At 68.3% G+C, this 22,842-nt stretch carries 17 protein-coding genes; 6 read left to right on the top strand and 11 right to left on the bottom strand.

Annotated elements, in window-relative coordinates; translation table 11 throughout:
• Positions 1 to 45: 45 nt before the first annotated feature.
• The 4 genes from rsmG to ACWEBX_RS10160 all read left to right on the top strand — a co-directional run bounded on the left by rsmG (position 46) and on the right by ACWEBX_RS10160 (position 4,302).
• Positions 46 to 762 carry a 16S rRNA (guanine(527)-N(7))-methyltransferase RsmG gene (gene rsmG, locus ACWEBX_RS10175; protein ID WP_382783300.1) on the top strand — a complete coding sequence of 239 codons (717 nt, stop codon included), beginning with the start codon at positions 46 to 48 and terminating at the stop codon, positions 760 to 762.
• A gap of 433 nt (positions 763 to 1,195) precedes the next feature.
• Positions 1,196 to 2,269 (top strand): ParA family protein, encoded by a 1,074-nt coding sequence (locus tag ACWEBX_RS10170; protein ID WP_451884488.1) that lies wholly within the window; start codon positions 1,196 to 1,198, stop codon positions 2,267 to 2,269.
• Entirely contained in the window at positions 2,266 to 3,357 is a 1,092-nt protein-coding gene (locus tag ACWEBX_RS10165; protein ID WP_451884443.1) for a ParB/RepB/Spo0J family partition protein, read from the top strand. The genes ACWEBX_RS10170 and ACWEBX_RS10165 overlap by 4 nt, the downstream gene beginning before the upstream one ends.
• A 327-nt stretch (positions 3,358 to 3,684) precedes the next feature.
• Positions 3,685 to 4,302 (top strand): GNAT family N-acetyltransferase, encoded by a 618-nt coding sequence (locus tag ACWEBX_RS10160; RefSeq protein WP_451884442.1) that lies wholly within the window; start codon positions 3,685 to 3,687, stop codon positions 4,300 to 4,302.
• Positions 4,303 to 4,450: 148 nt separating this feature from the next.
• Here ACWEBX_RS10160 and trxA read toward each other — a convergent pair whose 3' ends face one another.
• The 7 genes from trxA to ACWEBX_RS10125 all read right to left on the bottom strand — a co-directional run bounded on the left by trxA (position 4,451) and on the right by ACWEBX_RS10125 (position 14,152).
• The gene (trxA, locus tag ACWEBX_RS10155; RefSeq protein ID WP_326786756.1) at positions 4,451 to 4,783 is read right to left on the bottom strand and encodes a thioredoxin; all 333 of its coding nucleotides are present in this window, start codon (positions 4,781 to 4,783) and stop codon (positions 4,451 to 4,453) included.
• A gap of 45 nt (positions 4,784 to 4,828) precedes the next feature.
• Positions 4,829 to 5,788, bottom strand: coding sequence for a thioredoxin-disulfide reductase (gene trxB / locus ACWEBX_RS10150; RefSeq protein ID WP_384786748.1), 960 nt, complete (start codon positions 5,786 to 5,788; stop codon positions 4,829 to 4,831).
• Between the two features lie 123 nt (positions 5,789 to 5,911).
• Positions 5,912 to 6,829: an anti-sigma factor family protein gene (locus ACWEBX_RS10145; protein WP_451884441.1), complete on the bottom strand. Its 918-nt coding sequence runs from the start codon at positions 6,827 to 6,829 to the stop codon at positions 5,912 to 5,914.
• Positions 6,826 to 7,557, bottom strand: a complete 732-nt coding sequence (gene sigM, locus ACWEBX_RS10140) for an RNA polymerase sigma factor SigM (RefSeq protein WP_451884440.1) — start codon at positions 7,555 to 7,557, stop codon at positions 6,826 to 6,828. The genes ACWEBX_RS10145 and sigM overlap by 4 nt, the downstream gene beginning before the upstream one ends.
• Positions 7,558 to 7,586: 29 nt before the next feature.
• On the bottom strand, positions 7,587 to 9,302 hold the full coding sequence (locus ACWEBX_RS10135) for a protein kinase family protein (RefSeq protein WP_451884439.1): 1,716 nt from the start codon (positions 9,300 to 9,302) through the stop codon (positions 7,587 to 7,589).
• A 118-nt stretch (positions 9,303 to 9,420) separates the two neighbouring features.
• Positions 9,421 to 11,664, bottom strand: a complete 2,244-nt coding sequence (gene murJ, locus ACWEBX_RS10130; protein ID WP_451884438.1) for a murein biosynthesis integral membrane protein MurJ — start codon at positions 11,662 to 11,664, stop codon at positions 9,421 to 9,423.
• Between the two features lie 46 nt (positions 11,665 to 11,710).
• Positions 11,711 to 14,152, bottom strand: coding sequence for a DUF6049 family protein (locus tag ACWEBX_RS10125; protein ID WP_451884437.1), 2,442 nt, complete (start codon positions 14,150 to 14,152; stop codon positions 11,711 to 11,713).
• Positions 14,153 to 14,375: 223 nt separating this feature from the next.
• Between ACWEBX_RS10125 and ACWEBX_RS10120 the strand changes: the two genes are divergently transcribed.
• Complete coding sequence (locus ACWEBX_RS10120) at positions 14,376 to 15,842, top strand: CCA tRNA nucleotidyltransferase (protein WP_451884436.1); 1,467 nt, start codon at positions 14,376 to 14,378, stop codon at positions 15,840 to 15,842.
• Between the two features lie 103 nt (positions 15,843 to 15,945).
• Here ACWEBX_RS10120 and ACWEBX_RS10115 read toward each other — a convergent pair whose 3' ends face one another.
• The 4 genes from ACWEBX_RS10115 to ACWEBX_RS10100 form a co-directional block, all read right to left on the bottom strand.
• Positions 15,946 to 16,431, bottom strand: coding sequence for an LppU/SCO3897 family protein (locus tag ACWEBX_RS10115; protein WP_451884435.1), 486 nt, complete (start codon positions 16,429 to 16,431; stop codon positions 15,946 to 15,948).
• 113 nt (positions 16,432 to 16,544) lie between these two features.
• Complete coding sequence (locus ACWEBX_RS10110) at positions 16,545 to 17,807, bottom strand: MFS transporter (RefSeq protein ID WP_451884434.1); 1,263 nt, start codon at positions 17,805 to 17,807, stop codon at positions 16,545 to 16,547.
• A gap of 80 nt (positions 17,808 to 17,887) precedes the next feature.
• On the bottom strand, positions 17,888 to 18,970 hold the full coding sequence (locus ACWEBX_RS10105) for an inositol-3-phosphate synthase (RefSeq protein ID WP_326786766.1): 1,083 nt from the start codon (positions 18,968 to 18,970) through the stop codon (positions 17,888 to 17,890).
• Positions 18,971 to 19,014: 44 nt separating this feature from the next.
• Entirely contained in the window at positions 19,015 to 19,698 is a 684-nt protein-coding gene (locus ACWEBX_RS10100) for a PadR family transcriptional regulator (RefSeq protein ID WP_361693394.1), read from the bottom strand.
• Positions 19,699 to 20,072: 374 nt separating this feature from the next.
• On the opposite strand from ACWEBX_RS10100, the gene ACWEBX_RS10095 reads away from it, so the two are divergent.
• Positions 20,073 to 22,799, top strand: coding sequence for a transglycosylase domain-containing protein (locus tag ACWEBX_RS10095; protein ID WP_451884433.1), 2,727 nt, complete (start codon positions 20,073 to 20,075; stop codon positions 22,797 to 22,799).
• The last annotated feature ends 43 nt before the right edge of the window (positions 22,800 to 22,842 follow it).

Genomic DNA, 22,842 nt, shown 5'->3' with positions numbered 1-22,842 from the left:
GATCAGCGCTCAGTGCGCTCAAGCGGTACGGAAGGACGGTCCCCCGTGACGGAGGCAGCGGAGCTTCCCCCCGCGCCCGAGCAGGCGCGCGAGGTATTCGGTGATCGCTTCGCGGATGCGGTCCGGTACGCGGAACTGCTGGCCGAGGCGGGAGTGCAGCGTGGGCTGATCGGCCCGCGGGAAGTGCCCAGGCTCTGGGAGCGGCACCTGCTGAACTGTGCGGTGCTCTCCGAGGTCGTGCCCGAAGGTGTGACCGTGTGCGATGTCGGTTCCGGTGCGGGACTGCCCGGCATTCCCCTGGCGCTCGTCAGGGAGGACATCAAGATCACACTGCTCGAGCCCCTGCTGCGTCGGACGAACTTCCTCACGGAGGTCGTGGAACTGCTCGGTCTCGACCATGTGACCGTCGTCCGCGGCCGAGCCGAGGAGGTCATGGGCAAGCTCCAGCCGGTTCACGTGGTGACCGCCCGGGCGGTCGCTCCGCTCGACCGGCTGGCGACCTGGGGCATTCCGCTGCTCCGCCCGTACGGTGAGATGCTGGCCCTCAAGGGCGACACCGCCGAGGAGGAGCTGAAGGCTTCCGCCACGGCGCTGAGCAAGCTCGGAGCCGTGGAGACGTCCATCCTGCAGGTCGGCGAGGGCATCGTGGATCCGATGTCCACCGTGGTGCGGGTGGAGGTGGGTGAGAGCCCCGGAGGTGTGCGCTTCGCCGCTAAGCGGGCCAAGGCCGCCAGGACGGGCCGGACGCGTCGTCGGCGCTGATCCCGTTCGATGCGAGCATCGCGACTCCCGGTTCCCATGTGAGGGGGCCGGGAGTTTCACGTTCGGAGCCGAGGTGGGCCGGGAAGAGCTCTGTTCGGAGTCGAGGTGGGCTGAGGTTCTCCGGTCGGAGCCAGGAGTTGTTTGTCACTCCGGCTCACTCCTGGCGGATTGATCCCGATGATGCGACCTATTGCGCAAAAGCGGCCAAATATGCATATATCGGAGTGTCGCGCCGCGATGATCCGGACGGCTCGGCATCGTGTTTCACGTGAAACGTCGCTCACTGTTGCACGGCATCATCAGTCGCGGCCGAGCTGCGGCCGAACCCCGTGATCGGAGGCCTCTCGGGGCGCTCGAACGGGGACCGGAGTTGTCCACAGAGGTGGATTTCTCCACAGAACAACGGGCCTCGCTGGTTCGCGACCCCAATGGCATGGGAGGCTCTGTTCATTGCGAGCCTGAAGTCGAGGAGAGTGAATCCTTGCGGTCCGACGCCAACATCGCGGGACCGATGACCGATCCGGTCCCCGGTCCCCGTACCGAGTCGATGGGGGACGATGTTTCACGTGAAACACCGCCCCCGATGGACGACACTCCCATCGGTCGTGCTGCCCAACTGGCTGTGGAGGCGCTAGGCCGCGCCGGCGAGGGCCTGCCACGGCCCGAGCAGACCCGAGTCATGGTGGTCGCCAACCAGAAGGGCGGGGTGGGTAAGACCACGACCACGGTCAACCTTGCCGCCTCGCTGGCCCTGCACGGCGCCCGGGTCCTGGTGATCGACCTCGATCCTCAGGGCAATGCCTCCACGGCGCTGGGTATCGATCACCACGCCGAGGTTCCGTCGATCTATGACGTGCTGATCGACAGCAAGCCGCTCTCCGAAGTCGTTCAGCCGGTTCCTGATGTCGAGGGTCTCTTCTGTGCCCCCGCCACCATCGATCTCGCCGGTGCGGAGATCGAACTGGTGTCGCTGGTGGCCCGTGAGAGCCGACTGGAACGGGCGATCCTGGCGTACGAGCAGCCGCTGGACTACATCCTCATCGACTGCCCGCCGTCGCTCGGTCTGCTGACGGTCAACGCTCTGGTCGCCGGCGCGGAGGTGCTCATCCCCATCCAGTGCGAGTACTACGCACTCGAAGGCCTGGGGCAGCTCCTGCGCAACGTCGACCTGGTGCGCGGGCACCTCAACCCCGACCTCCACGTCTCGACGATTCTGCTCACCATGTACGACGGTCGGACCCGCCTCGCGTCCCAGGTCGCGGAGGAGGTGCGCAGCCACTTCGGCAAGGAGGTGCTGCGAACGAGCATTCCGCGATCGGTCCGTATTTCGGAGGCCCCGAGTTACGGTCAGACGGTTCTGACCTACGATCCGGGTTCGAGCGGTGCTCTCTCGTACCTTGAGGCGGCGCGCGAAATCGCCCTGCGAGGAGTCGGAGTGGCGTACGACGAGCAACATGCCCATCTGGGCGGACAGAACGATCAGAACATGGTGGAGGGGATCCAGTGAGCGACCGACGACGGGGTCTGGGGCGGGGCCTGGGCGCGCTGATCCCCGCGGCTCCGACAGGTGAGCGGCCGGGTGTTTCGGCGAGTGGGTCACCCTCGCCGGCTGCCGGACCGGTACTCACCGCGGAGCGCGGGGTCGCGGCGGCGAAGGTGACCACGCTGCCGTCTGTTTCATATGAAACAGACGAGGGGGCAGGCAGCGCGTCGCTGGAGGCGTTTCAGGCTCCCGTCGGAGCCCACTTCGCCGAGCTGCCCCTCGACGCCATCACGCCGAATCCGCGCCAGCCGCGTGAGATCTTCGACGAGGACGCGCTCGCCGAGCTGGTCACCTCCATCAAGGAGGTCGGACTCCTCCAGCCCGTCGTCGTACGCCAGGTGGGTTCCGGGCGCTACGAGCTCATCATGGGAGAGCGTCGGTTCCGGGCCTGCCGTGAGGCGGGGCTCGAAGCCATTCCCGCGATCGTGCGCGCGACGGAGGACGAGAAGCTTCTCCTGGACGCGCTCCTTGAGAACCTCCACCGGGCTCAGCTGAACCCGCTGGAGGAGGCGGCGGCCTACGACCAGCTCCTCAAGGACTTCAACTGCACCCACGATCAGTTGGCGGACCGGATCGGGCGGTCGCGTCCTCAGGTCTCCAACACCCTGCGGCTGCTGAAGCTCTCCCCGTCGGTTCAGCGCCGTGTGGCTGCCGGAGTTCTCTCCGCGGGCCATGCCCGGGCACTCCTCGCGGTCGACGACTCGGAGGAGCAGGACCGCCTGGCTCACCGCATCGTCGCGGAGGGGCTCTCGGTGCGGGCCGTGGAGGAGATCGTGACCCTCATGGGGTCGCGTCCGCAGACGGCTCAGCGTTCCAAGGGGCCGCGGGCCGGAAGCCGGCTCTCTCCGGCGTTGAGTGATCTGGCGACGCGTCTCTCCGACCGCTTCGAGACGCGGGTGAAGGTCGACCTGGGGCAGAAGAAGGGCAAGATCACTGTCGAGTTCGCTTCGATGGAAGACCTTGAACGCATCCTCGGCTCCCTCGCTCCGGGAGAGGGACCAGTCCTTCAGAAGAGCCTTCTCGACGACGACTCGGACGACGCGGAAGCCTGAGCCGGCTTTTGGTGGTCGGATCTCCGATCGGGTTCTCCTGAAGAGCGGGCCGTGTCCGGCGTGTGCCGGAATACGGCCCGCTCTTTGCTTTCTGGCGGTATCGATGGAATCGCTTCGTGGATACGATGCGATGCGTATGGCGCATCCACCTGGCAGCACCTTCATCGGGGAGGCGGGGGTCATGCAGACCGTGAGCCGTACCGGACTGGTGACCGCGGGTCTGGGCCTGGGAGCGGTCGGCGGGTTCGTCGGCAGCCTGCTCAGAGAGCGGAGCCATCTGACAGCCGCCCGTGAGGCCGCGGGCGAGGGAAGCGAGGAACAGCCTTCATGGGGCGCCGGCTCGTACCGCTCACGCTGGACAACCTTCCGGACCTTCCCCAGCGCTGTCGCACGTGCGTCTTCTGGGAACTGGATCCCGTCAGCGGTGAAGCCGCGCTGAAGGCGGGCACGAGCATCGTGGAGAAGGAAGCGTGGATCTCCTCGGTGCTGCTGGACTGGGGGTCCTGCGGCCGAGTCGCCTACGTGGACGAGGTGCCGGTGGGCTACGTGCTCTACGCGCCGCCTGCCTACGTGCCCCGTTCCACGGCGTTCCCCACAAGCCCCGTGGCGCCTGACGCGGTTCAGCTCATGACCTCGTTCATCATGCCGGGCTACCAGGGGCAGGGGCTCGGCCGGGTGCTGGTCCAGACGGTGGCCAAGGATCTGCTCCGTCGTGGATTCAGAGCGATCGAGGCTTTCGGGGACGCCCGGTGGAAGGAACCCGCCTGCGTGCTCCCCGCCGACCATCTCGTCGCGGTGGGCTTCAAGACCGTGCGCCCTCACCCCAGATACCCGCGCCTGCGGCTGGAACTGCGGACCACGCTCTCCTGGAAGGAAGACGTGGAGTTGGCGCTCGACCGCCTCCTCGGAGCGGTACAGAAGGAGCCTGCGCTTCGTCCTCTGTGACGCCGGCCGACCGCTGCATTCGCGTCCGCGGTCTACGCGTTTCTCCGACAGTTCGACCGCCCTCGGCCAAAACGAATGGACCGGCCCGCTCGGGCCGGCCCATTCGTGTTTCACGTGAAACACACGCCGCAGGTGCGGCCGTCACCGACTACTCGGCGATGAAGTCCTCGAGGTCGCGCACGATCGCGGCCTTCGGCTTCGCACCGACGATGGTCTTGGCGACCTCGCCACCCTGGTAGACGTTCAGGGTCGGAATCGACATGACGCCGTACTTGGCGGCCGTCGCCGGGTTCTCGTCGATGTTGAGCTTGACGATCTCGATCTTGTCTCCGTGCTCGGCGGCGATGGCCTCGAGCGACGGGGCGATCTGGCGGCACGGACCGCACCAGGCGGCCCAGAAGTCCACCAGGACGGGCTTGTCGCTCTTGAGGACGTCCTGCTCGAAGGAGTCGTCGGTCACGTTCTTGAGGGTGCCGGCCACGGCGGGCTCCTTAGCTTGTTGGTGCGGTGGGGAGGAGGGAGGTGATCAGACGGTGGCGGCCGCGGTCTCGCTGTCCGTCAGGGCGGCGAGGTAGCGCTCGGCGTCGAGTGCGGCGGAGCAGCCGGTGCCGGCCGCGGTGATTGCCTGGCGGTACGTGTGGTCGACGACGTCACCGGCGCCGAAGACACCCGTCAGGTTGGTGCGGGTCGAAGGTGCGGCGACCTTCAGGTAGCCCTCACCGTCCAGGTCGAGCTGACCCTTGAACAGTTCGGTGCGCGGGTCGTGACCGATCGCGATGAACAGACCGGTCACCGGCAGCTCCGAGGTCTCGCCGGTCTTCAGGTTGCGCAGCGTCAGACCGGCCAGCTTCGGGTCGCCCTTGATCTCGGCGATCTCGCTGTCCCAGATGAACTTGATCTTCGGGTCCGCGAAGGCACGCTCCTGCATCGCCTTGGAGGCGCGCAGGCTGTCCCGGCGGTGAACGATGGTGACGGACTTGGCGAAGCGCGAGAGGAAGGTGGCTTCCTCCATCGCGGTGTCGCCACCACCGATGACGGCGATGTCGTGGTCCTTGAAGAAGAAGCCGTCACAGGTCGCGCACCAGGAAACGCCACGCCCGGAGAGCGTGTCCTCGTTCGGGAGACCGAGCTTGCGGTGCTGCGAGCCCGTCGTGACGATGACGGCCTTGGCGCGGTGTACCGTGCCGGCGGTGTCCGTGACGGTCTTGATCTCGCCCGTCAGATCGACGGCGACGACATCGTCGGGGACCAGCTCGGCACCGAAGCGCTCGGCCTGGGCGCGCATGTTGTCCATGAGCTCGGGGCCCATGACGCCGTCCTGGAAACCGGGGAAGTTCTCGACCTCGGTGGTGTTCATCAGCGCACCGCCCGCGGTGACGGCGCCTTCGAAGACCAGCGGCTTCAGCGACGCGCGCGCGGTGTAGAGCGCCGCCGTGTAGCCGGCGGGCCCAGACCCGATGATGATCACGTTACGGACGTCGCTCACGGCTTGATTCCTCGTCTCTGGAGACTGCTGCGTTCCGGTGGGAGCATCTCTCAGTACTCTCACCCCACCCAACGGATCCTAAGGGGCTTCAATTCCCGCTGTGTCGGGGCACACGGAGACTGTTCAGGAACGGCCGTACGACCGGGTCAGGAGCAGCTTGCCGGGCGACGGCGAGGACTGCTTCTCACAGGAGGCATCGACGAGGTAAGCGGTGACCTTCGTCTTGTCGGCGGCGTCGGACACCACGAGGAGATAGACGTTCTTCCCCTGGAACGAGCCTGCCTTGGCGGCGAGGAGCGCCCCGGGGTCTCCGGTCCCCTGCTGGACGCACTCGGGAACCGCGGGGGTGGGGGTGATCAAGGTCTTCACCCCGCCCGAGTCGGTTCCGGCGTCCTGCGACTCGGCACTCCAGGGCTTGGCGCTGGCCGAGCCGTCACCCGACGCCTTGTTCTTGGCGAGAAGGCCCGAGACCTCGCCCTTCAGCGTCTCCGCGGAGAAGGCCGTCGGTGATCCCGACTCTTGCCGGGTTGCCGTCTGCCCGGTCTTCCCGGAGCCGTCGCTGTCCAGGGACTGCACGAGGATCGCGCCCAGGCCCAGAGCCGCCGCCGCGAAGGCCGCGGCGAGGAGGACCGTCCTGCGGCGGCCGTGACGGGCCCGGTGGGAGCGACCGGGGCCGGTGGCCCCACGAGGATGTTCTGAAGGACTGCCGGCGGGCGATGCGGTCGATGTTTCACGTGAAACATGAGCGCGGTCGGCGTCGGTGTCGGCTGCTTCGTCGGGAGCTGTGGAGCTCAGCAGCGCTTCCGCTGCCAGGGCGGCGTCGATGCGTTCGGCGACATCGTCCGGCATGCGTGAGGGACCCGGCAGGGTGCCGAGAAGGCCGCGGATCTCCTCCAAGGAGTCGTAGACGTCGGCGCAGAGCTCGCACCCGTCGAGGTGCTGCCGCACGTCCTCGGTGCGGGAAGGCGAGAGCAGACCTTCGGTGAGGTCGGAGATCTCCGCGACGTCCGGGTGTCCGGTCTTGTCCGTCGTGGATGTCACGCCCGCCCACCTCCGCCCTTCACAGCCGCTGAATCGCTTGGCCCTGTCTCGCGGTCACCCGACGAGGGAGGTCCCGCTGCGGGTGGGACGGATGTCCCCTGCGTCCGGTTCCGTCCGCCGCCCGACTTCTTCGTCTCCTCGTCACCCGGGTTCTCCGTGCGGAGATGGGTGAGCAGGGGAAGGAGTCTGGCTCTGCCACGCGCGCAGCGGCTCTTCACGGTGCCGGTCGGTACATCGAGGATGCGGGCCGCCTCGGCCACGGGGTAGCCCTGCATGTCCACCAGGACGAGGGCGGCGCGCTGATCGACGGGGAGGGTGCCCAGGGCGCCGATGAGCTCGCGGTGGAGGTCGTTGCGTTCGGCGGGAGCGGCGGCGGACTCGTGCGGTTCGAGAAGCTGCTCCAGGCGCTGGGTGTCGTCGACGGGGGACGTCTTCCTGGAGGCTGCCTTGCGGGCGCGGTCCAGGCAGGCGTTCACCGTGATGCGGTGCAGCCAGGTCGTGACGGCCGACTGGCCCCGGAAGGTGTGGGCGGCCCGGTAGGCCGAGACAAGTGCGTCCTGGACCGCGTCAGCGGCCTCCTCGCGGTCTCCCAGCGTCCGCAGGGCCACGGCCCACAGGCGGTCGCGATGACGCCGCACAAGCTCACCGAAGGCGTCTGGATCGCCTTCGACGTGGCGGGCCAGGAGGTCCTGATCGCTTGCTATGCCGTGTTCGGCTTCATCGGCCATCGGACCCCCCTCCCCTCCGTCGACGAGCGTCAGCCGCTGAACTTCACATCCGTGATCGCCTGCTTGAAGCCGGCGCCGCTGTAGCCGTCGCTGGGAGCGTTCGGCACATCGGTGATCCACAGCAGCACGTACTGCGTCTTCACGGACTTGGACGCCTTCAGGTCCAGGCTGGTGCCGCTCGTGGTAGCGGTGCCGATCTCGTTCATGCCGTCGACGGACGTCGTGGGCGACAGCGAGTCGGCGGCGTACAGGTGGACCGTGGTGTGGTCTCCCGTGTAGCGAAGTCCTATCGAGACGTTCTTGAGCGACTGGGCCGAACCCAGGTCGTAGACGATTCCCACACCGGGCTTGTACGGCGCCAGCTTGGGGCCGGCGTTGTACCGCTTCGTGCGCCAGAACGTGGTGCTGCTGCCGTCGAAGGTCTTGTCCACGTCGTCGGCCGCCTGGGGGGAGCCTTCGACCACGTATTCCTGGGCACCCTTGATCGCGATCGGCTTGAGCGGTGCGGGCTTGGTGCCGCCCTTCTCGTTGCCGTCCGTCGTCTGGGTCTTCTTGGTGTCCTCGGGCTTGTCGTGGTCCATGAGCGCGTCCGCGAGCTGCCAACTGCCCAGGCCCAGTGCGGCGATGAGGAGAGCCGATACGGCCCACTTCAGGGCTGTGCCGGTACGGCTCTGCAGCGGCGGCGGCGGAGCCGGCAGGACCTGGGTGGCGCCCGGACGCGGCGACTGACGGCCGTAGGTGCCCTGCTGGTACGTCGTGCGCTGGTACTCGGGCGGTGCGGTGAACGCGGGCTCCGGCGGGCGGATGCGCGGCATCTCGCCGATCGCCTTCACGAGCTCCTCCGGCGTGGTGCACGGGGACTCGTGGCGGGAGGCGGTCGCACCGTCGTTGGCGAGCGCGCGCATGGCGAGCTCCGACAGGCCTCGGTGGACACCGGCCCGCACCTGGTCGGGTGCGATGAGGCCGACGGCCTTGGGCAGCCCCGACAGGCCGTAGGCGTCGCTCTCGTACGGCCAGCGCTGGGTGAGGGCGGCGTACAGGAGGGCGCCGATCGCTTCCGTGTCGGTGCGCTGCGGGGTGTCCGAACTGATACCGCGCAGCGCCGCGTTCACGGCGAGCCCGCGGATGCGCCACTGGCCGGTGGACGTGCGCAGCACGGCGCCCGGGGTCAGCTTGAGATGGGCGAGGCCCTCGCGGTGTGCGGCGGCCATGGCCCCCGAGACCTGACTGACCATCTGGTAGGCCTCGTGCACCTCGAGGGGCCCCGAGGCGAGGAGGGCGGTGAGCTCCGTGGCGTCCGGCAGCCACTCGTGGACCACGTAGACGAGGTCGTTCTCCTCGACCGCGTCCAGGACCTGGACGAAACGGGGATCGCCCAGCAGGGCGGAGGAACGGGCCGCCGCCAGGACGGAGCGGGCACGCGGATGATCGGCGGGCAGCAGGTGCACCCCGACGGCGCGGCGGAGCTTCTCGTCCATCGCGCGCCAACTGCTGAAACCGTCCAGTCGGGTGACGCACTCTTCGAGGCGATAGCGCCTGGCGAGTTTGTGACCACTGTGCAGTTCGGGCGGTGAGGCCTTTCCGGGACCCTCGGTCCCGCCGCTCCCCTGTGCCTCTTCGCTGTCCGTTTCCCGCTCCTGGTTGAGGGCCACCCCGTCGGACGTGGTCTGGTCCGCCTTGGCGGTCAGCGGTTCGTCACCGCTGTTGTCTGCCACGTCGACGGCAGCCGTGCTCCGTTCCGCCACCGTCGTCCCTGCCTCCCCATCCATTGCGCGCTGTCCGACGCAGAAACCAATTGTGCCCACAGTCCGGCGCTATGCACGACACACGGCGACGGACGATGGTTGTGCGCGTACCCCCGCCTCAGCGCCCCAGGCGCCCGCGGACCATTCCGACCATTGAGTTGAGTTCTTCGATGCGCATCTTGCGCGCCGCGACGTAGAAGACACCGAGCAGGGCGATCGATCCGAGGACGAGCGCCGCGATCGAACCGAACACGCCGTACCCGAGGACTCGGGTGATCGCGAAGCCTACGGCGCCGCCCACCACGGCGCCAGGGACGGAGGCCAGGCACAGACGGGCGTACGTGCGCAGCACGCGGGCACCGTCCAGGTCGCCGCCCAGCCGCCTGCGCAGTCGCTGCCAGGCCACACCGACGCCCACGGCGTACGCCAGTCCGTAGGCCCCGGCCATGCCGACGACCGCCCACTGCGCGGGCAGGACCATGTAACAGGCGGCCGAGGCGGCCGCGTTGACGGCGGCCACGATGACCGTGTTGTAGAACGGCGTGCGGGTGTCCTCGTAGGCGTAGAAGCCGCGCAGGATCACGTACTGCACCGAGAACGGGATCAGGCCGAGGGCGAATGCCATGAGGACGTAGCCCTGGGACTGGGCGGACTGCAGGCCGCTGGAGCCGAAGAGCAGAGTGGCGATGGGGACGCCCAGGGCGAGGAACATGAAGGCCACCGGGACGATCGCGACGGCCGAGGTCCGCAGACCCTGCGAGATGTCGTCACGGACGGCTCCCGGGTCTCCGTCGTGGGCCGCTCGCGAGATCCGCGGAAGCATGGCCGCCATGACGGAGACCGTGATGATCGCCTGCGGCATGCCCCAGATGAGCTGGGCGTTGGCGTAGGCCATGATGCCCGCGCCGCTCTTGCCCGAGGCCTTGCCCGCGGCCGTGGCGAGCTGCGTGACGACGAGAACGCCGGCCTGGTTGGCGAGGACGAAGAGCACGGTCCACTTGGCGAGCTTGATGGCCTTGCCGAGGCCGTGGCCCCGCCAGTCGAAGCGCGGACGGAACCGGAAGCCGGCCTCGCGCAGGTACGGAACCATCGCCGTGGCCTGGACGACCAGGCCGAGCAGGGTGCCGATGCCCAGCAGGCGGACGCCGTCCGGCGGGATGTTGGTGACCGACATCCCGGAGTGCCGGGCGGTGCCGTAGACCCAGAGGAACATGCCGAACGTGAAGATCATGACGATGTTGTTCAGGACCGGGGTCCACATCATCGCGCCGAACTTCCCGCGGGCGTTGAGGATCTGGCCCATGACCACGTGCACGCCCATGAAGAAGATCGTGGGCAGGCAGTACCGGGCGAACGTGACCGCCACGTTGTTGGCCGCGGGGTCGCTCGCGATGGGCGACGACATCAGCTTGACCAGCAGCGGCGCGATGAAGACCGCGGCGGTGACGATCACACCGAGGGCGACCATGACGAGGGTCAGCAGGCGGTTGGCGTACGCCTCGCCCCCGTCGTCGTCCTCCTTCATGGACCGCACGAGCTGGGGCACGAAGACCGAGTTGAGGCCGCCGCCGACGGTGAGGATGTAGATCATCGTCGGCAGGGTGTACGCGACGGTCCAGGCGTCACCGAGGGTCGCCGCACCCAGAGCGGCGGTAATGATCATGGTTCGTACGAAGCCGGTGAGACGGGACACCAGCGTGCCCGCCGCCATCACGGCGCTCGACTTCAGCAACCCGGAGGCACGGCCGCCGGACTTCGCCGGAGCGGCCGCGGGCGGCTGAGCGGCGGCCGGAGCCGGCTCGGGGGCCGGTGCCGGGACCGCGGGGGAGGCGGAGGGGGCGTAGCCGTGACGGGCGCCGCCCTGCTGCTGGTCGCGGAAGAGATGAGCGAAGGCGTCGGGCTCAGGCTGTTGCTCGCCGGCCTGGGTGACCAGATCGTCCACGCCCACGTACTGGGTGGTCCGGGCGTCGTCGCCGTACGGCAGGTGACGCGTCGGCCCGGCCGGCTCCGGAGGGGGCGTCTGGGCCCACAGCCGCGGGTCGGGCGCGTACTGCGCCGCGGGCGGCTGTGCGTAGAGCGGCTGCTGGGGGGCGTACGTTCCGGGCGGCGGCGGAGGGTGCGCGGCACGGTCGTAGAGCGCCTCCGCCACCGGGTCCTGGGCCGAGAGGTCCTGAGCCCGGTACGGATCCTGGTCGTAGGCGTCCTGGAGGTACATGTCCGCGGGAGACCCCTGCGGCATCTGAGTGTTTTCCGGCGTGCCCTCGGGGTGGCCGGGGCGGCCCGCGGCCCGGTCCGGGTAGTCCTCGGGGTAGCCCGAGGATCCCGCGCCCTGGCCGCGGTCACCGTCGTACGGCGCGTTCATGGTTACCCCACCTCATCGTCCCCGGGCCCACCGGCCACGACATCGCTCAACGGTCCACTCTCTCACCCGTGCCGGACGGGTCGGCGCTTTCCGGTGCGGTGTCCGGTGTCGGGTCACTCGGCTGCTCCGGGTCGTCTGCCCCGGACTCCGGGGCAGAAGCCCGTTCGGGACCGGCCTCGGAATCCTCGGTGGAGTCAGTGTCCACGGTGGCTTCGGCGTCCTTGCCGTCGCCCCCCGCCTCGGGACCGTTCTCCGCGTCCTCCTCGGCCCGCCGGGCTGCCGCGCGCTTACGCTGCGTGTACATCCGGAAACCGGCGAGCACGAGAAGCAGGACGCCGCCGCCGATGACGAGCATCACCGTGGAGGTGATCTCGGTGACCTTCACCTCGAAGGGAACCGGGTCTCCGTACGGCTGCCCGTCCTCCGTGTAGAGCTGCGCGACGACCTGTACCGGGCCGTTGGCCTTGGTGGACGTCGTGAACTTGACCGACTGGCTGTGCTCGCCCGCGACCTGGATCGGCTGCTCGTCGTACGGGCCGTCGCCGATCTTGAGGCGGGTGGGCTGCTGAGAGGTGAGACGCAGCATCAGATGGCCGACGCCCTGCACGAGGTTGTTCTGGACCGTCACGGGGATCGTGGCGCTGCGCCCGGACAGCTTCGCGTCCGACTTCTGGATGAGGTGCACCAGGCCCATGAGCCCGTCGAGGTAGGTCTCCACCCCCTGCCGGAAGTCCGCCGCCTCAGCGGTCCGACCGCGCCAGGACGACGACATCCCACGCTCTATCGCCCGTCCGAACGGCGTGACCACACGGGACTCGTCGGTCAGGATCACGCGGAACTTGTCGAGCTTGGCCTGGGTCGCCTGGATCCGCTCGAACGCCGTGCGCGGCAGCTCCCGGTGACGCAGCGAGGACGGGTACGAGGACGCGGAGGGCACCCTCGTGGTGGCGCCGGGGTCCGGCTTGGCCTTGGCGGCCTCGGTCAGGCCCTGGGACTGCGACCAGTTCCCCTGCTGGAGTGCCCGCAGGGCCTCGGCCATGGACTGCGCCTGGCTCGCCGTGGGCATGCGCTGCGGAGCGACGACGATGCTGCGCTCCTTCTTCGGCTCCTGCAGGTTGATCATCAGGCTCTGCGCGAGGAACTTCTGGACGGCGCGGGTCGAGGTGTCCGCCTTCATCATGTCGCCCTGGAACGCGGTCGACATCCGCTCGTCCGCGACCACCGCAGTGGTCCCGCCGCCGATGGGGCGGGCGGCGCTGGGCGTGTAGGACAGGCCGCCCATCTCGCGGAGGCTGTCGCTGCGGGCGATCACCTTGTCCGCGCCGGCCGACGTGGCCACCTTGATGATCGACGGATCCACCGCACCGTCCGCGGGCCAGGCGAACTCCGTGCTCGGCTTCACGTGGAGGATCGTCTCCACCGTGTCGGCCGCCACATCGGTGGCGTCCTTGAGGTGGCTCAGGGAACCGGTGACGTCCTTGCCGTGATGGGCCAGCGACGCGAGATCGGGGTCGGCGAACGGGAGGGCCACCGGGCTCTGGCCCTGGACCGCCTTCTCCAGCTTGTCGAGCCAGGCGGTGGCCACTGCCTGGTTCTTCCCGGCGACGGTGGTGCCGTTCTTCTGCTGGATCCGGTAGCCGCCCCTCATCGCGTCCACGGAGGCCAGCAGGTCCGGGTCGAGGACCCAGGTGACATCGAGCTGGCTGCCCAGCGACAGGAGCTGGTCCAGGCGGCCGCCCGGGGCGATCTCCTTGGCCAGGTCGTCGTTCTTGAAGACGGGCGTCTGCTGGGCGTCCGAACCCGTCTCCGCGGTGAGGTGGACGGTGGAGATGAGCGGCCAGAGGTACGTCGTCTTCGTCTTCGTGTCCGCCGCGTCGGGCTGCCAGGGCAGGAACGTCCGCTCGATGCCGAGGACCTGGTCCCACGGCTGCGCGGTGGTCCGGCCCGTGAGCGACACACCGAGCTGGTAGACCCCGTCGGAGCCGAGGTCGAGATCCTTGACCGGGACCGAGAGGGAGAAGTGCTGCGAGCTGCCGGCGGCGAGCCTGGTGACCTTCGCGACGTACTTGCCGCCGATCTCCAGCGCGTCGACGCCCGGCTGGAAGCTGGTGCGCTTCGCGACCGTGTCGATGGCGGTGCGGGTGTTCAGGGACGGTCCGACCCGGATGCCCACGTGGGCGTCGGTGACCGTCTGCTTGCCCGTGTTGGTGACCGAGCCCGAGACCGTGACCGTGTCGCCGTCGGTGGGGGCGCTGGGCGTCAGCGAGTCGAGGCTGACGTCCACGGGGCCGGACGACCCCGAGGCAGTGGCCACGGACTCGGAGGCGGTGGTCGCGGAAGCCTTCTCGGCGGCCTGTGAGGGCGTACTGAGGGGGAGCTGGAGCAGCCCGGCCAGCAGCGGCGCCCCGGCCAGCAGTGCACCGCTGCGCCGGAGCCACCGGCGGGCAGGTGAGGGACTCGTCCCTTGGAAGTCTGCCGCCTCGGCCACGCGCTCGCCCGTCCCTCGTCGTCGTCAGTGGTCGTCGGAATGTGCGTCCACGCATGGTAACGAGGTGCGCTGAGAGTAAGTGCCGCGGAGTGGTCCTCAAGATCAGGGATGAGGGCCGACTGTCCTGTATGTGCCTCTATTCTGCACGCGAAAAGATGTGGGGCACCGGTGTGGGATTTATCCGGGCGCCCCCCACCGCCTCGGCCACGTACCCTTTTCTGTTGTGCCGAACGCCAACGAAGACAATTCCAGTGCCCTGAGCCAGGTGCAGCGCCGCGCGGTGAGTGAACTGCTGCGGGTGTCTCCTGTCGCCGACGAGCTCGCCCGCCGTTTCCAGGAGGCCGGGTTCTCGCTCGCCCTGGTCGGCGGCTCGGTCCGGGACGCGCTCCTCGGTCGGCTCGGCAACGACCTGGACTTCACGACGGACGCCCGGCCCGAGGACGTACTGAAGATCGTCCGGCCCTGGGCGGACGCGCTGTGGGAGGTCGGGATCGCCTTCGGCACGGTCGGGGCGCAGAAGGAAGCCCGTGTGGGCGATGTGGAGCAGTCGTTCCAGATCGAGATCACGACCTACCGCTCCGAGGCGTACGACCGGACCTCGCGCAAGCCGGAGGTCTCCTACGGCGACTCCATCGAGGACGACCTCGTGCGTCGCGACTTCACCGTGAACGCGATGGCTGTCGCGCTGCCGGAGAAGGAGTTCATCGACCCGTACGGCGGTCTGGACGACCTCGCCGCGCGCTTTCTGCGTACCCCGGGCACCCCGGAGGCGTCCTTCTCCGACGACCCGCTGCGGATGATGCGCGCCGCGCGGTTCGCCGCGCAGCTCGACTTCGAGGTGGCACCCGAGGTCGTCGCCGCCATGACGGACATGGCCGCGCGGATCGAGATCGTCTCCGCGGAGCGGGTGCGGGACGAACTGAACAAGCTGATCCAGTCCGCCCACCCGCGCAAGGGTCTGACGCTGCTCGTGGACACGGGGCTCGCCGAGCATGTGCTCCCCGAGCTTCCGGCCCTGCGCCTTGAGCGGGACGAGCACCACCGTCACAAGGACGTCTACGAGCACACACTGATCGTTCTGGAACAGGCGATGGCACTGGAGGAGAACGGGCCCGATCTGACGCTCAGGCTAGCCGCGCTGCTCCACGACATCGGCAAGCCGCGGACGCGCCGCTTCGAGGAGGACGGGCGGGTCTCCTTCCACCACCACGAGATGGTGGGCGCCAAGATGACCAAGAAGCGGATGTTGGCGCTCAAATACTCGAACGATCTCGTCAAGGACGTCTCACATCTGGTCGAGCTGCATCTGCGCTTCCACGGGTACGGCACGGGCGAGTGGACGGACTCGGCCGTCCGACGCTATGTACGTGACGCGGGTCCGCTCCTCGACCGCCTCCACAAGCTGACCCGCTCCGACTGCACCACGCGCAACAAGCGCAGGGCGACCGCCCTCTCCCGCGCCTACGACGGGCTGGAGGAGCGCATCGCCCAGCTCAAGGAGCAGGAAGAGCTCGACGCGATCCGCCCGGACCTCGACGGCAACGAGATCATGGGAATCCTGGGCATCGGCCCCGGCCCCGCGATTGGCCAGGCCTACAAGTTCCTGCTGGAGCTGCGGCTGGAGAACGGGCCGATGGAACAGGACGCCGCGGTGGCGGCGCTCAAGGAGTGGTGGGCCGAGCAGGGCTGAGAGTGGGTCGACTCGTCATGTTTCACGTGAAACATTGACGCCGGGCCACGCGAAGGGGCGGTGTTTCACGTGAAACACCGCCCCTTCGCGTCAGTGCCGGGTCCTACTTGGAGGAGAGCTCTTCCAGGCAGAGGGTGAAGTCGTCCTTGCCCGTCTCGGTGTACTCGGCGTACTTGGTGCGGTCGCAGCCGGAGTTGTCGGTCTTCTTCTGCGCGACCTTGTACTTCGCCTTGGCGTCGGTGCAGCCCACGACCTTCAGGCCCGGGTCCGTGCTGCTGTCCGGGTTGCTGATGCTCATGCAGTCGCCGACCTTGGCGGTGTCCGGGTCGTGCCGGCTCGCCAGGTAACCCACGCCGGCGGCTATCACGGCAACGACTACGACGGCGCCGCGCAGGTACTGCTTGATGCCGCGCTTCGGGCGCTGCGGCGGGACCGGGGCGAAACCGGCGGGCTGCTGCGGGAACCCGGGCTGACCCGGCTGCTGCGGGTATCCCTGCGGGGGCTGCCCCTGCGCGAACGGGTTGCCACCCTGGGGCGGCTGCCCCTGCGCGTAGGGGTTCTGGCCCTGAGGCGGCGGCGGAGTTGTCACTGGAGTTCCCCCTGGAACGTAGGTGCGTGACGCGAACGTAAGACGCACGTAAGTTATCGGTCCCCTGTGACAACGCAGTAGTCAGAAGTGGCTCTGTGGCATTGATGTGACACTTACTGAAGCTCAAAGCGGGCCATAGCTGCCGCAATTGCTGCGTAGACCGCCGCCACGGTGAGGACGAGGGAAACGGACCGTCCGTCAGAAGGCAGCATCAGAGCGGCGACTGCGGCCGCTCCGACGAACGCGACGTTGAACAGGACGTCGTAGACGGAGAAGATCCGGCCGCGGAAACCGTCGTCCACGGCGGACTGCACGATGGTGTCCGTGGCGATCTTCGCGCCCTGGGTGATCACGCCCAGCACGAAGGCGGCGCCCAGTGTGGGTGCGGGGGCGAAGGGCAGACAGAGCGCCGGTACCAGGACCGCGGCGGCGCCGGCGCAGACGGCGATCCAACGGCCCGGTCCCAGCCGTCCGGCCGCCGAGGGCGTCACCACGGCGGCGACGAAGAAGCCGGCTCCCGAGACGCCCACGGCCAGACCCAGGAGCGCGAGCCCGTCGTCCGAGCCGGACGCCCACGCGTAGCGGCAGAGCATCAGCACCATGACCGTCAGGGCGCCGTAGCAGAAGCGCATCAGGGTCATGGCCATCAGAGCCCAGGCAGCCTCCCGCCGTGGGAGCTCCGCGAGATGGCGAACGCCGCCGGCAAGGCCCCGCGCGGTGCCGGCGAGGGCCGTGCCCACGTACGGGCGGACCAGTTCCGGGTCGGGCCCGAGGAGCTCCGGGGCGATACGCAGTGAGGCGAGGGCGGCGCAGAGATACAGCGCCGCCCCCACGAGGACCACCGCCGCGTCGGAGTCCGCGACGAGCAGTCGTACGGCGAACGCGAGAGCCGCGCCCACGGTGGCCGCGAGTGTTCCGGCGGTCGGTGAGAGCGCGTTGGCCACCACCAGACGGTCCGTGTCGACGACGCGGGGCAGCGCGGCCGACAGTCCCGCCAGGACGAAGCGGTTGACGGCGGTGACACAGAGCGCGGAGGTGTAGAAGAGCCAGTCCGGTGCCGGGCTCAGCATCAGGAGGGCCGTCACGGACGCCAGTGCCGCGCGCAGCAGATTGCCGTACAGAAAAACCTGTCGCCGCCGCCATCGGTCCAGCAGGACACCCGCGAAGGGACCGACGAGGGAGTACGGGAGGAGGAGCACCGCCATCGCGGAAGCGATGGAGGCCGCGGAGGTCTGCTTCTCCGGTGAGAAGACCACGTACGTGGCCAGCGCGACCTGATAGACGCCGTCGGCGCCCTGGGACAGCAGCCGTACACCGAGAAGGCGTCTGAATCCCTGGAAGCGAAGGAGGACGCGCAGGTCACGCACGACGGCCATGGATCACACCCTCACATACGAGGAGGGTCCCCGGGCAGTAAGCCCGGGGACCCTCCTCAGCAGCGAGCACGGAATCGTGCTTAGCGCTCGACCTCGCCCTTGATGAACTTCTCGACGTTGGCGAAGGCCTCGTCGTCGAAGTACTGGACCGGCGGGGACTTCATGAAGTAGCTCGACGCGGAGAGGATCGGGCCGCCGATACCGCGGTCCTTGGCGATCTTCGCGGCGCGCACGGCGTCGATGATGACACCGGCCGAGTTCGGGGAGTCCCAGACCTCGAGCTTGTACTCCAGGTTCAGCGGGACGTCGCCGAAGGCACGGCCCTCGAGGCGGACGTACGCCCACTTGCGGTCGTCGAGCCAGGCCACGTAGTCCGAGGGACCGATGTGGACGTTCTTCTCGCCCAGCTCACGGTCGGGGATCTGCGAGGTGACGGCCTGCGTCTTCGAGATCTTCTTGGACTCGAGGCGGTCGCGCTCCAGCATGTTCTTGAAGTCCATGTTGCCGCCGACGTTGAGCTGCATGGTGCGCTCAAGACGGACACCGCGGTCCTCGAACAGCTTCGCCATCACGCGGTGCGTGATGGTCGCGCCGACCTGCGACTTGATGTCGTCGCCGACGATCGGGACGCCCGCCTCGGTGAACTTGTCCGCCCACTCCTTGGTGCCGGCGATGAAGACCGGGAGAGCGTTGACGAAGGCGACCTTGGCGTCGATGGCGCACTGGGCGTAGAACTTCGCCGCGGCCTCGGAACCGACGGGCAGGTAGCAGACGAGAACGTCGACCTGCTTGTCCTTGAGGATCTGAACGATGTCGACCGGGGCCTCGGCGGACTCCTCGATGGTCATGCGGTAGTACTTACCGAGACCGTCCAGGGTGTGACCGCGCTGGACCGTGACGCCCTTGTTCGGGACGTCGCAGATCTTGATGGTGTTGTTCTCGCTGGCACCGATGGCGTCGGAGAGGTCGAGGCCGACCTTCTTCGCGTCGACGTCGAACGCGGCGACGAACTCGACGTCACCGACGTGGTAGTCGCCGAACTGGACGTGCATCAGGCCGGGCACCTTGGCCGCCGGGTCGGCGTCCTTGTAGTACTCGACGCCCTGAACCAGCGAGGCGGCGCAGTTGCCCACGCCGACGATGGCTACGCGAACCGAACCCATTCCGATTGCTCCCTGTGTCTATCGGTGAAACCCCGGACGGGGTCTCACGTGGCGGTGTCGTCGGACGGATCCGGCCGGGGGCTGTCCCGGTGCCGGGGCAGGCCGCCCGTCTCTCCAGATGTGTTGTCCTGCTGAGCGGAGCCTTCGAGGCCGGGACGTTTGACGTCCCGGCCGGCCCGCTCACTCTCGATGAGCTCGTTCAGCCAGCGCACTTCGCGCTCCACGGACTCCATTCCGTGGCGCTGGAGCTCAAGCGTGTAGTCGTCGAGGCGCTCCCGGGTGCGCGCCAGCGAGGCGCGCATCTTCTCGAGGCGCTCCTCCAGACGGCTGCGGCGACCTTCCAGTACGCGCATGCGTACATCGCGTGACGTCTGCCCGAAGAAGGCGAAGCGAGCCGCGAAGTGCTCGTCCTCGTACGCGTCGGGACCCGTCTGCGCGAGAAGCTCCTCGAAGTGATCCTTACCTTCCGCCGTCAATCGGTAGACGATCTTGGCGCGGCGCCCCGCGAGTGTGGCCGACAGGGCGTCTTCGGGTGTGGATCCCTCTTCCTCGATCAACCAGCCGTTGGCGACCAGCGTCTTGAGGCAGGGGTAGAGCGTTCCGTAACTGAAGGCACGGAACACACCTAGTGACGTATTGAGTCGTTTGCGCAGCTCATAGCCGTGCATCGGAGACTCGCGGAGCAGGCCGAGTACGGCGAACTCGAGGATCCCGGCACGCCGGCTCATCGTCGCCTCCTCCCTGTCGCTGCCTCGTCGGCACGGTCTTTATGCCGTGCTGATGTATCGACTCGATACATCAGCACGATAGAACGGCCCTGCGGATGCGACAAGAGGGAGCAGAGTGAACGGCGTCACATCACCGATTCATACGAAGCAAGTTGCCTGATTTGGGGTGAACTTCGACGCTCGGTGGGTTTTGACGGTGCGTACTCTGTGCGGGATGGACACCACCGGGAACCGAGTGACGTCTGAGAACGTCAACGTCTTTGGTGCAGTACGGGTGAATGCACGATCGACCGCATCCGTACTTCGGGGGGACCGGAAACCAGCCGCCGTTTCCAGGCGCGCAAAGGTGCGCCTGCCCGAGGAGTAGTCGTTCGATGAGCGAGCACCGTCGCAAACCGCAGCAGCCGCAGGGCGGCGGACGTGCCGCGGCCCGGCGCGGCCAGCCACAGCCAGGCCCGTCCGCAGGACGCCGCGATGCACCGCGAGACGCCACCGGGTCTCCTTCCGCTCCGTATGGCGCGGGGGGTGAAGAGAGCCCGTTCGGCAGCCGTGCCGACGCGCGGCGTGCCGCACAGCGCGGAAGCGGCGGAAGCCGGCGCAGAGCCGCCGACGGCGCGGGTCACGGCGGCGGCCCCGGAGGAGGGGGCGGACGCCATGGCGGTCCCCAGGGCCCGGGCGGTCCCGGACGCGGCCGAGGCCGCGCTCCCGAGCCGGCCAAGAAGAGAATCATCGACTACCCGCGCGCGGGCCGGTACGGCGCCGCGCGCTGGGTGCCGTCCTGGAAGCTCGTGACGGGCCTGTTCATCGGGTTCTGCGGCAGCATGGTCGCGGCCGCCGGTGTCGGGTACGCCCTCGTGGGCATCCCGGACATCGGCAAGACCGCCAAGGCGCAGAACAACGTCTACTACTGGGCCGACGGCAGCGAGATGGTCGCCACGGGTGGCGAGGCCAACCGTCAGATCATCGGCTACGCGCAGATCCCCAAGGAGATGCGGTGGGCGGTGATGTCGGCCGAGAACAAGACGTTCGAGACCGACAGCGGCGTCGACCCGACGGGTATCGCCCGCGCCTTCGTGAACATGGCCAAGGGCGGCCAGACGCAGGGTGGCTCCACCATCACCCAGCAGTACGTGAAGAACGCGATGCTGGAGGACCAGTCGCAGACGGTCTCCCGCAAGCTCAAGGAGCTGTTCGTCTCCATCAAGGTCGGCGCCAAGGTTCCCAAGGAACAGATCATGGCCGGCTACCTGAACTCCGCGTACTACGGGCGTAACGCCTACGGCATCCAGGCCGCGGCCCACGCCTACTTCAACAAGGACGCCACCGACCTGAACCCGAGCCAGTGCGCGTTCCTGGCGGCGGTGCTCAAGGGCGCCACGTACTACGACCCCGCGGGCCAAGTGGGGATCGACGCGCTCAACGCCACGCCGGAGAAGAACCGCAAGCGTGCCGAGGAACGCTGGCGGTGGATCCTCGACGAAGAGGTCAAGGACGGCCGTCTGGACGCGGCGACGCGCGCCAAGTACACGACGTTCCCCACGATCCAGTCTCCGCGGTCGAACGCCGCGCTCGGCGGGCAGGTCGGGTACCTGGTCGACCTGGTCAACTCCTACCTGGTCAAGAACAGCAAAGACACCGGGATCACCGAGACCAAGCTCCGCCAGGGCGGCTATCAGATCCACACGACCTTCGACAGGAAGAAGGTCGACGCGCTCGAGGCCGCGGTCAAGAAGGTGCAGAAGGCCAACATCAAGCCCAACCTGCGCCCGAAGAACGACAAGTACGTCCAGTTCGGCGGGGCGTCCGTCAACCCGGACTCCGGCGCGATCGAGGCCATCTACGGCGGTGTGAACGCGACGAAGCACTTCACCGACAACGCCGACCAGACCGGTGCCCAGGTGGGTTCGACGTTCAAGCCCTTCGTGCTGGCCGCCGCCATGACCTGGGGAGTCAGGAACCCCGAGGGGGACCCGACCCAGGCGCAGGACGAACGCACCATCGTCTCGCCGAAGAGCCTGTACAGCGGCAAGAACAAGCTCAAGGTCAAGGACTACGACGGAACCGACTGGACGGACGACAAGGGCAAGGAGTGGCTGCAGACGAACGACGGCGGCCAGTCCCTCAACCCGCCCACGTACCAGATCGACCTGCGTGAGGCCATGCGCGAGTCCGTGAACTCCGCCTACGTTCAGCTCGGCATGGACGTCGGTCTGGACAAGGTGAAGGACTCCGTCCTGCGCGCGGGCATCAAGGAGTCGAGCCTCGCCAGCTCCAGGTTCCCGTCGTTCTCCCTGGGTACCTCCTCCCCGAGTGCGATCCGTATGGCCGGGGCCTACGCGACCTTCGCGGCCAGCGGCAAGCAGCGGGACCCGTACTCGGTCGAGAAGGTGACCAGCAAGGACGGGACCGTCTTCCAGCACGACAAGGTCGCGAAGACGGTGGAGGCCTTCACCCCGGCGGTCGCCGACAACGTCACCGACGTCCTGAAGACCGTGGTCGAGAAGGGGACGGGTACCAACGCCCAGCTCCAGGGCCGCGAGGTGGCCGGCAAGACCGGTACCACCGACGGCAACAAGTCCGCCTGGTTCGTCGGCTACACCCCGCAGCTCTCCACGGCGATCGGCATGTACCGCCTGGACGACGACGAGACCAAGAAGAACCGCAAGTTCCTGCAGATGTACGGCACGGGTGGCGAGAAGACCATCCACGGTGCCTCGTTCCCGTCCCAGATCTGGCGGGACTACATGGAGGTGGCCCTCAAGGGGGAGAAGGCGGAGTCCTTCCCGGTGCCCGAGGAGATCGGTGAGATCCTCAACGACGTCCCGAGCCCGACGCCGACGCCCTCGGCCAGCGAGAGCGTGACGGAGAGCCCGAGCCCGACCCCGAGCGCGACGCTGCCGTCTCCCACGCCTTCGGCGACCGAGACCTGCAGGAAGTTCGACTTCAACTGCAACAACAACGGCGGGACCGACGCCGGTGGAACCGACGGCGGTGTGACCACCTCGCCGTCGGCGACGGACTCGCCGTCGGCGACAGTCAGCAACGGCACCAGCAGAGGAAACGGCAACGGCAACGGAGGCCTCTTCGGAGGCTCCGGCTGACGGTCGCCCACCATCCTTCGCGCGTGCGCCCCCTCGGGGCGCA

The organism is Streptomyces sp. NPDC005070 (assembly GCF_053600395.1).
The sequence above is the reverse complement of the archived record's forward strand: the minus strand, read 5'-3'. Positions and strand labels throughout refer to the sequence as shown.